The sequence below is a fragment of the Mycobacterium sp. genome, from assembly GCF_035506235.1.
Taxonomy (GTDB): Bacteria; Actinomycetota; Actinomycetes; order Mycobacteriales; family Mycobacteriaceae; genus Mycobacterium.
On record NZ_DATJPU010000177.1, the window covers coordinates 26720 to 35996 of the forward strand.

General features: G+C 70.6%; 10 protein-coding genes and 1 pseudogene. 4 read left to right on the forward strand and 7 right to left on the reverse strand.

Translation table 11 applies throughout. The features are described 5' to 3' along the window. Positions 1 to 12 precede the first annotated feature (12 nt). Together VMD50_RS16725 and VMD50_RS16730 are read left to right on the forward strand one after the other, a co-directional pair. Entirely contained in the window at positions 13 to 1341 is a 1329-nt protein-coding gene (locus VMD50_RS16725) for a cryptochrome/photolyase family protein (RefSeq protein WP_325428843.1), read from the forward strand. A 79-nt stretch (positions 1342 to 1420) separates the two neighbouring features. Then, entirely contained in the window at positions 1421 to 1963 is a 543-nt protein-coding gene (locus VMD50_RS16730) for an anti-apoptotic protein (RefSeq protein ID WP_325428844.1), read from the forward strand. A 6-nt stretch (positions 1964 to 1969) separates the two neighbouring features. Here the strand turns inward: VMD50_RS16730 and VMD50_RS16735 are convergent, their stop codons facing one another. Beyond that, positions 1970 to 2707, reverse strand: coding sequence for an acyltransferase (locus VMD50_RS16735; RefSeq protein ID WP_325428845.1), 738 nt, complete (start codon positions 2705 to 2707; stop codon positions 1970 to 1972). Between the two features lie 102 nt (positions 2708 to 2809). Between VMD50_RS16735 and VMD50_RS16740 the strand changes: the two genes are divergently transcribed. Together VMD50_RS16740 and VMD50_RS16745 are read left to right on the forward strand one after the other, a co-directional pair. Next, positions 2810 to 4114, forward strand: a complete 1305-nt coding sequence (locus VMD50_RS16740; RefSeq protein ID WP_414686094.1) for an outer membrane protein assembly factor BamB family protein — start codon at positions 2810 to 2812, stop codon at positions 4112 to 4114. 8 nt (positions 4115 to 4122) lie between these two features. Then, complete coding sequence (locus tag VMD50_RS16745) at positions 4123 to 4248, forward strand: hypothetical protein (RefSeq protein WP_325428847.1); 126 nt, start codon at positions 4123 to 4125, stop codon at positions 4246 to 4248. A 51-nt stretch (positions 4249 to 4299) separates the two neighbouring features. On the opposite strand, the gene VMD50_RS16750 is transcribed toward VMD50_RS16745, so the two are convergent. The 6 genes and pseudogenes from VMD50_RS16750 to VMD50_RS16775 form a co-directional block, all read right to left on the reverse strand. Beyond that, positions 4300 to 4995, reverse strand: a complete 696-nt coding sequence (locus tag VMD50_RS16750; RefSeq protein WP_325428848.1) for an esterase — start codon at positions 4993 to 4995, stop codon at positions 4300 to 4302. Between the two features lie 69 nt (positions 4996 to 5064). Then, entirely contained in the window at positions 5065 to 6309 is a 1245-nt protein-coding gene (locus VMD50_RS16755; RefSeq protein ID WP_325428857.1) for a class I SAM-dependent methyltransferase, read from the reverse strand. Then, entirely contained in the window at positions 6267 to 7241 is a 975-nt protein-coding gene (locus VMD50_RS16760) for a class I SAM-dependent methyltransferase (RefSeq protein ID WP_325428849.1), read from the reverse strand. Before VMD50_RS16760 ends, VMD50_RS16755 begins: the two co-directional genes overlap by 43 nt. A 22-nt stretch (positions 7242 to 7263) precedes the next feature. Continuing rightward, positions 7264 to 7935: pseudogene (locus VMD50_RS16765) on the reverse strand (enoyl-CoA hydratase); the annotation flags it as partial. After that, positions 7932 to 8777 (reverse strand): NUDIX hydrolase, encoded by an 846-nt coding sequence (locus VMD50_RS16770; RefSeq protein ID WP_325428850.1) that lies wholly within the window; start codon positions 8775 to 8777, stop codon positions 7932 to 7934. The gene VMD50_RS16770 and the pseudogene VMD50_RS16765, both read right to left, overlap by 4 nt. After that, positions 8774 to 9277, reverse strand: a 504-nt coding sequence (locus tag VMD50_RS16775) for an ABC transporter ATP-binding protein (RefSeq protein WP_325428851.1), incomplete at its 5' end; no start/stop codon positions are given. The genes VMD50_RS16775 and VMD50_RS16770, both read right to left, overlap by 4 nt.

Here is a 9277-nt window from a genome sequence, read left to right on the forward strand (position 1 = left end):
GGACATCGAATCATGCCGACGCTGCTGTGGTTTCGCCGAGACCTGCGGTTGCGCGATCACCCGGCCCTGGCCGCGGCCGCCCGAGCCGACGGCGATGTGCTCGCCTGCTTCGTCCTCGATCCGCGGCTGGAGGCTTCGTCGGGGCGGCGCAGGCTCCAATTCCTGGCTGACTCCCTGGGGCACCTACGGGACGACCTGGACGGCCGGCTACTGGTGACCCGCGGGCGGCCCGAGACGCAGGTCCCGCGCATCGCCGAGGAGATCGGCGCGTCGTCGGTGCACATCTCGGAGGATTTCGCCCCGTACGGGGTGCGCCGTGACGAACGGGTGCGCGCGGCACTGGATTCCGTGCCGTTGGTGGCGACGGGCTCGCCGTACCTGGTCTCCCCCGGCCGAGTGACGAAGAAGGACGGCTCCCCCTACCGGGTGTTCACCCCGTTCCTGCGCGAGTGGCGCGCGTTCGGCTGGCGGAAGCCGGCCGAATCGGGCGCCGGGTCCGCGCGCTGGCTCGACCCGGCGCGGCTGCCGATCAAGCGATGCGAGATACCCGATCCCGGCGCAGCGCTCGACGTGGCCGCCAGCGAGGCGGCGGCGCTCAAGCAATGGAAGTCGTTCGTGGACAACGGATTACACAGCTACTCCCAGGACCGCAACCGGCCCTACGTGACGGGCACCAGCCGGATGTCGGCGCACCTGAAGTTCGGGTCCATCCATCCCCGCACCATGGTCGCCGACCTCGACATGCGCAGCGCGGGGGCGCAAGCGTTCCTGCGGGAGTTGGCGTTTCGCGATTTCTACGCCGACGTGCTGCACCACTGGCCGGCCAGCGCGTGGCAAAACTGGAACAGTCAGTTCGACAGCATCCAGACCGACACGGGCCCCGAGGCCGAGGGCCGCTTCGAGGCCTGGAAGACCGGCCAGACCGGGTTTCCTTTCGTCGACGCGGGGATGCGTCAATTGCGCGAGACCGGCTTCATGCACAATCGGGTGCGGATGACCGTCGCGTCGTTTCTGGTCAAGGACCTGCACCTGCCGTGGCAGTGGGGCGCGCGATGGTTCCTGGATCAGCTGGTCGACGGCGACATGGCCAACAACCAGCACGGCTGGCAGTGGTGCGCCGGATCCGGCACCGACGCCGCCCCGTATTTCCGGGTCTTCAACCCGGTCACGCAGGGCGAGAGGTTCGATCCGTCGGGCGACTACATCCGGCGCTGGGTGCCCGAGTTGCGCTCGGCCGACGACGCGCACCTGAGAACGGAACGGCCACAGGGCTACCCGGCGCCGATCGTCGACCATGCCGCCGAGCGCGCCGAGGCGCTGCGCCGATATCAGAGCATCTGAGCGATTCGTCCAACCCGAAGGTAATTGGCATGCGATTATCAGCCGATTCACAGTTGTCGGTTCGCCCTCGGGAGGCGCTATGGCTCGCTCGACCGTCCGGACGTTGCTGGTTGCGGGTGCCGCCGCGGGGCTGATGGCCGGCGCCGGCGCCTGTTCGTGTTCGGTCACGTCGAAGCATGCGGTGAGCAAGGGCGACGTCGCCAACCAGATCACCTCCAAGTGGACCGACGCCGCCGGCAACAAGCCCGAATCGGTTTCGTGCCCGAATGACCTGCCCGCCAAGGTCGGGGCCCAGCTGAACTGCACGATGAAGGTCAAGGGCCAGACCTTCAACGTCAACGTCACCGTCACCAGCGTCAACGGCAACGACGTCAAGTTCGACATGGTGGAGACCGTCGACAAGAACCAGGTCGCCGGCATCCTCAGCAACAAGCTGACCCAGCAGGTGGGCCGCAAGCCCGATTCGGTGACCTGCCCGGAAAACCTGAAGGGCGTCGTGGGCGCCACACTCCGGTGCGAACTGACCGATTCCGGCCAGAAGTACGGCATCTCGGTGACCGTCACCAGCGTCGACGCCGGCGATGTCAGCTTCGATTACAAGGTCGACGATCACGCCGAATGAGGCGGGCTAACGGGCCGCCTTCTTGCGTTCGATGTCGGCCAGGGCGGCCGCGAGTTCGGCGCGCTGCGCGGCCGAGCTCTCCCACGACAGCTGCCGGTTCTTGACCACCTTGGCCGGTGCGCCGACCGCGATCGAGTAGTCGGGAATGACGCCGCGGACCACGGCGTGCGACCCCAGTACGCAGCCTCGCCCGATGGACGTGCCGCGCAGCACCGTCACCTTGACCCCCACCCAGGTGTCGGGGCCGATCCGGACCGGGGACTTGACGATGCCCTGATCCTTGATCGGCAGGTTGATGTCGTCCATGCGGTGGTCGAAGTCGCAGACGTAGCACCAGTCGGCCATCAACACGGAATCGCCGAGCTCGATGTCGAGGTAGGTGTTGATGACGTTGTCACGGCCCAGCACGACCTTGTCGCCGAACCGCAGCGATCCCTCGTGCGCGCGGATGGTGTTCTTGTCCCCGATGTGCACCCAGCGGCCGATCTCCAGCTCCGACAGCTCGGGCGTCGCGTGGATCTCGACACCCTTGCCGAGGAACACCATCCCCCGGGTGATGATGTGCGGGTTGGCCAGCTTGAACTTCAGCAGCCGCCAGTAGCGCACCAGGTACCACGGGGTGTAGGCACGATTGGCCAGCACCCACTTCAGCGAGGCCAGCGTGAGGAACTTGGCCTGGCGAGGGTCCCGCAGGTTCGATCCACGCCAGCGGCGATGAAGCGGAGCATTCCACATGCTCGTCATGGCCGGAAAGCCTATCGGAGCCCGCACGGGTTACCCTCACCTGTACTCGATCGCCGCCCGCCCACGAGGAATTGGAAACCCGAGGTGCTTGCCCGACATCTCCTGCGTGGGCTTCGGCGTTCGTCCTGTGCGGCGCTGGCGGGCGCGCTCACGATCGGGCTCGGCGGCTGCGGCAACACCGACTCCTGGGTCGACGCCTCGGCCGCGCAGGGCTGGGCCGCCCAATACGGCGACGCCGCCAACAGCAGCTACACCGCGACGGGCGGCGCGACCAAGCTGTCGCTGCAGTGGACGCGAGCGGTCAAGGGCAGCCTGGCGGCCGGGCCGGCGCTCAGCGCGCGCAGCTATCTCGCGCTGAACGCCCAGACCTCGGCCGGGTGTTCGCTGATGGAGTGGCAGAACGATGACAACGGCCGCCAGCGCTGGTGTGTCCGGCTGGTTCAGGGTGGGGGCTTCGCGGGCCCGTTGTTCGACGGCTTCGACAACCTCTACGTCGGGCAACCGGGGGCCCTCCTGTCGTTTCCGGTGACCCAGTGGACCCGATGGCGGCAGCCGGTCATCGGAATGCCCACCACCCCAAGGTTTCTCGGGCACGGCCAGCTGCTCGTCGCCACGCATTTGGGACAGGTCATGGCCTTCGACTCCCACCGCGGCGAGGTGGCCGGCAGCCCACTCGACCTGGTGGACGGCGTCGACCCGACCGATGCGACCCGCGGGTTGGCCGATTGCGCCCCCGCCCGGCAGGGCTGCCCGGTCGCGGCCGCGCCGGCCTATTCCGCGGGCACCGGGATCGTGGTGCTGGGCGTCTGGCAGCCGGGCGCCCCGGCGGCGGGGCTGGTCGGGCTGAAGTACCACGCGGGCCAGCCCCCGCTGCTCAGCCGGGAATGGACGAGCGACGCCGTGGGCGCCGGCGTCATCGCCAGCCCGGTGTTGTCCGCCGACGGGTCGACCGTGTACGTCAACGGCCGCGACCAACGGCTGTGGGCGTTGCACGCCGCCGACGGGAAGGCCAAATGGTCGGCGCCGCTGGGCTTTTTGGCGCAGACGCCGCCCGCGGTCACCCCGCAGGGGCTGATCGTGTCGGGCGGCGGGCCCGACACCCGGCTCGCGGCGTTCAAGGACGCCGGCGACCACGCCGACGCCGTCTGGCGCCGCGACGACGTCATGCCGCTGTCGTCATCGAGCCTGGCCGGCGGCGGCGTCGGTTACGCGGTGGTCGGCGGTCCGGTCGCCGACGGCGCGCCCGGCATGTCGGTGCTGGTCTTCGACCCGGCCAACGGTCACACCGTCAACAGCTATCCGCTGCCCGCGGCGACCGGCTATCCCGTCGGCGTGGCGGTCGGTAACGATCGCCGGGTGGTGGCCGCCACCAGCGACGGCCAGGTGTTCAGTTTCGGGCCGGCCTGAAGGCCCGCATGAGCACGCGCGGCCGGCCCGCGGACATCGCCGCGACCCTCGTCCTGCTGATCGTCCACGGGCTCTTGCTGGGGGCGACGGCGGTGCTGCTGGGCCGGCTCGAGTTTGAGGTGGTCGCCACCTAGATCGATGGTGCGACCCGCCACGCCCGGCTCCGCCGCGCTCGCGATCGCCACCTAGATCGCCAGCGGCGGAATGGCATTGCGGGGCACCTGCGCCTGGGCGGGGCCGGCGAACGCCGGGAGCATCTCACCCGGGGCGAAGTAGAAGATCAGCTGGTCGTCGGTGATGGCGAAGTTCTGATAATGCGACGGGTCAAGCCCGTTCGACGGCAATATCGCCGCCCCGAACGGGTTTTGGCGGTTCAGGTCGCGCTGCACGATCGGGAAGATGCTGTCCAACGGGGTCGTGCCCGGCGCGAACAGGTTGTCGAAGGTGATGGGCTGCTTGCTCCCGAGGTTGTAGTTGAAGGCCTTGTACCAGGTGGATGTGCGTGACCCGCCGACGTCCTGGAAGAACTTCAGCACGACGCTGCGGGTGTTGTGCGGCGGCTGGCCGGAGGTGTGCTGCTCGGTGGTGGCTTCCATCTGGTAGGGCTGGTCGCGCGGCCCGGATCCCTGCGCGACGTTGATGAACCCGTCGCGGTTCTGCGTGATGTAGTCGGTCAGCGCCTGCTCGTCGGGATAGTCGGCGGGAAACGTCATGTTGAGCATGTACGTGGGGCCGGTGGCGTGCAGGCGACACATCTGCCCGGCCTCGAGGGTGCCGCCCAGGGCGGCGCACGACGGCGGCTCGGCGGCCGACCGAGGCGCCGCCGGCCAGGCCAGCATCACCGCGGCGGACAGCACCGCGGCCGCTGTCGGGTAACGCATCGTCGAATGTCCTCGCAGATGAAAGGGCGGGGCGCCTACCAGCATGACCGCAGCCAGCCTACCCGCGCGTTATCGCGAGGGACGGCACACGAAGGCCACCGCACGACCGCCGGCCCCGGAGCCGATGCGGGTGATGACGACCGACAGCGGTCGGTCGCCGCGCGGCCGCAGCCGTCCGCGCAGCGCGTCGGGATCCACCCGCACGCCGCGGACCAGGATCTCCAGCGCCCCACAGTCCAGCGCGGCCAGCGCCCGCCGCAGCCGGCGCTCGTCGAACGCCAGCTGCTCGAGCACCTCGAAGCCGCGCACGCCGGGCGGCAGCCGATCCCCGCACAGGTAGGCGATGTCGGGGTCGAGTTGCCACAGCCCGTGGCGCGCGCCGTAGTGGCGCACCAGGCCGGCCCGGACCACGGCGCCGTCGGGGTCGACGATCCAGCGCCCGGCCGGCCGCACCGGGCACTCGTCCGGTTCGGTGTCGGTGATCTGCTCGCCGCGATCCAGCACGCTCGCCCGCCGCCGCACACCCGGCCCCGACAGCCCGGCCGACCACAGGCACGCCTCCCGGACCGACCCGCGATACGACGTCACCTCGATCTCGCCGCCGAAACCGAGGCGTCGCACGTGATCGAAATCGATTCCGGGGGAACACTTTACGGCGAACTCGCGGTCGCGGTAGGCGTCGATCAACCGACCCAGGCCGGGCTGGTAGTCGTCGACGTGGAAGCGCCGCCGCCCGCCGCTGCGGCGCCCCGGGTCGACGACGACCACCGCGTCGCGCGTCACCGGGTGCAGCGCATCGGCGCGGCAGAGGCCGGCGCCCGCCCCGAGGTTGTGGCGGGCCATCGCCAGCCGAACCGGGTCGATGTCGCTGCCCACCGCCCGGATCCCGAAGCCGCGCAGCGCGGCCAATTCGGTGCCGATCGAGCAGCTCGCGTCGTGCACCAAGACGTCTGGGCGTCCCGCCCCGATTGCGAGCCGGCCGGCCCGGTGCAGGGCCACCGGCGCGGCGGTGGCCTGCTGCAGCGCCTCGTCGGTGAACAGCCACTGCGACACGTCACCGAACTCGCCCAGTTTCTCCGGGGCGCGGCGGCGCAGCAGCGTCGTCTCCACCAGCGCCGCCGCCCGATCCCCGAACCGGGCGCGCGCGGCGCCGACGTCGGCGATGCGGGTGGCTTCGGTCAGCTGGAGTTCGCCGACGAACGCCAGCGCCGCGGCGCCCGACTCCGACCGCAGGTAGCTGACGTCGTCGGCGGTGAAGCGATAACCCGCACTCAGGAGGGTTTGACCCCGGTGACCATCACGTTGTAGAACCAGCCCTTCGGCACCAGGTGCCGCGACACGTTGGCATCCACCCAGCTCAGCGCCTTCCACCCGGTGAAGGCGAACTTCGCCCAGCCCCAGCCCAGGCGCCCCGGCGGTACCGCGCATTCGAACGTGCGAAGCGGCCAGCCCAGCATCGCGGCGGTGAATTCTATGGTGGCGGTGCGCACCTCGACCGCGCCGGCGTTGGCGGCCATCCGCTCCAGGTCTCGGGGCGCGAAGGTGTGCAGGTCGACGAGCGCCTCCAGCGCCGCGGCGCGCGAGGACTCGTTTAGCTCCGCCTGCGGGCGCCGCCAGCCGCCCAGGCCCGGCAACTTCGTGGCATTGGTGACGATCCGCCAGGTCAGGGTGGACAGCGTGCGGGCGTATCCGTCACCGACGGTGGTCGGCTCGCCGCAGAAAACGAACCGCCCGCCGGGACGCAGCACCCGGATCGCCTCGCGCAGCGACAGCTCGACGTCGGGGATGTGATGCAGCACGGCGTGCCCGACCACCAGGTCGAACGTGTTGTCCTCGTACGGGATGCCCTCGGCGTCGGCCACGCGGCCGTCGATGTCCAGCCCGAGCGCCTGCCCGTTGCGGGTGGCGACCTTGACCATGCCGGGCGACAGGTCGGTGACCGACCCGCGCCGGGCGACGCCCGACTGGATCAGGTTGAGCAGGAAAAAGCCCGTCCCACAACCCAATTCGAGGGCGCGGTCATAGGGCAGCTCGTCGACGGCGTCATCGGGCACGATGCCGTCGAAGCAATCCCTGGCGTAGTCGATGCAGCGCTGGTCGTAGGAGATCGACCACTTCTCGTCGTAGGTCTCGGCCTCCCAGTCGTGGTAGAGCACCTGGGCGAGCTTGCTGTCGTGCCGCGCCGCTTCCACCTGCTCGGCGGTGGCGTGCGGGTTGGGAGCGGCGTCGGTCGAACTCGTCGTCATGCAGGGCAGCCTAATCGGCTCCCGGCGGCGGACCGAAAACGGCATTGATTCCCGCCTTGGCGGCGGCCAGGGCGCCCCGCGGCCCCTCCAGGAAGCGGCGCGCCCACGCCGCGGCGGCGTCGTACACGTCGTCGGGGGCGACCATCTCGTCGATCAGCCCCAGCGCCAGGGCCTCCTCGGCGTCGAAGAAGCGCCCGCTGAACACCAGCTCCTTGGCCCTGCTCGCCCCGGCGATGCGGGCCAGGTGCGCCATTCCCCCGCCGCCCGGGACGAGCCCGGCCAGGATCTCGGTGGCGCCGAACTTCACGTTGTCGCCGCTGACCCGCCAGTCGGCGGCCAGCGCCAGGGTGAGGCCGGCGCCCAGCGCGTACCCGGTGATCGCGGCCACCGTCGGCTTGGGGATCGACGCCACGGCGTCGACGGCCTCGCGGCGCACCCGGGCCGCGGCATCGGCCTCCGTTGCGGTCAGCGTCTTGAGCTCGGGCATGTCGTCACCGGCGGAAAAGATTTCGTGGCCGCCGAAGAGGATCACGGCGGCGACATCGTCACGTCGCCCCAGTTCGTCTGCCGCGGAGACGATCTCGCGGTAGACCTGCCGGGTCATCGCGTTGGTGGGCGGCCGCGCTACGAGCAGCATGGCCAGGCCGGCGTCCCGCGACCCGTCGCTGACCACGACACTGACGAACTCCCTCAATGCCGCCACCCCATCCCGCCCGCCTCGCGGGCCTGGTGGTAGCGGTCGGAGTCGAAGAACTCGAAAACCCAGTTGTCGCCCTGGATCTCGAGGTGCGGCTGCACCGTGACGATCTGACGCTCGACGGCCAGCACGTCGGCGACGGTGCGACCGGCCAGCGAGTCCAGCTGCGTCCAGGTCGGCGGCAGCAGGAAGCAGCGGCCGGCCGCGAAGTCGTCGATGGCGGCCTGCGGCGTCGTCCAGCCGGCGCGGTCGGACTCGGTGTTCTGCCCGTCGGCCCGCTGTCCCTCCGGCAGGGCCCCCACAAAGAAATAGGTGTCGTAGCGGCGGGTGCGCTCGGCCTCCGGGGTCACCCAGTTGGCCCAGGGCCGCAGCAGGTCGGATCGCAGCACCAGGTTTTCGCGGCGCAGGAAGTCGGCGAACGACAGCGTGCCGCCGGCCAGCGCCTCGCGGGACTCGCGGTACACCGAGGCGTCACCGACGATGCCGTTCCGCGCCGAAAGGGACTGGTCGGCCGGACCGGCGAACAGCACCCCCGACTCCTCGAAGGTCTCGCGCGCGGCGGCGCACACCAGCGCCTCGGCCAGGTCGGGTTCGATGCCGAACCGCTGCGCCCACCACTGCGGCGGCGGGCCGGCCCACGCGATATCGGCGTTGCGGTCGCGGTCGTCGACGCCGCCGCCGGGGAACACCATCGTTCCCGCGGCGAAGTGCATCCGTGCGTGCCGCCGCATCAGGAACACCGCGATTCCCTCGGCGGTGTCGCGGACGAGCATCACGGTCGCGGCGGGCCTTGGAACAAGGGGAGGAACGAGAGGGGCCCGGTCTTCCGGTGCGGTCATGCGTTCCTCCGGTGGGCGGCGCGGGTGCGGACGCGCCGGGCGAAATAGCGCCCGTCGACGACTTCGAGGGCGATCGACTGACCGAACGCGGCGGACAGGTTCTCCGCGGTCAGCACGTCGGGCAGCAGACCCGCCGCGACCACCCGGCCCTCCGACAGCAGCATGCAGTGGCTGAAGCCGGGCGGGATCTCCTCCACGTGGTGCGTGACCAGCACCAGCGCCGGCGCATCGGGGTCGGCGGCCAGGTCGGTCAGCCGGGCCACCAACTCCTCACGGCCGCCCAGGTCGAGGCCGGCGGCCGGTTCGTCGAGCAGCAGCAGTTCGGGGTCGGTCATCAGGGCGCGGGCGATCAGCACCCGCTTGCGTTCGCCTTCCGACAGCGTGCCGAAGGTGCGCTCCGCGAGGTGCTCGGCGCCGAGGCTCTCGAGCATGTCGACCGCCCGCCGGTAGTCGACGTCCTCGTAGCGCTCCCGCCACCGGCCCAGCACCGCGTAGCCGGC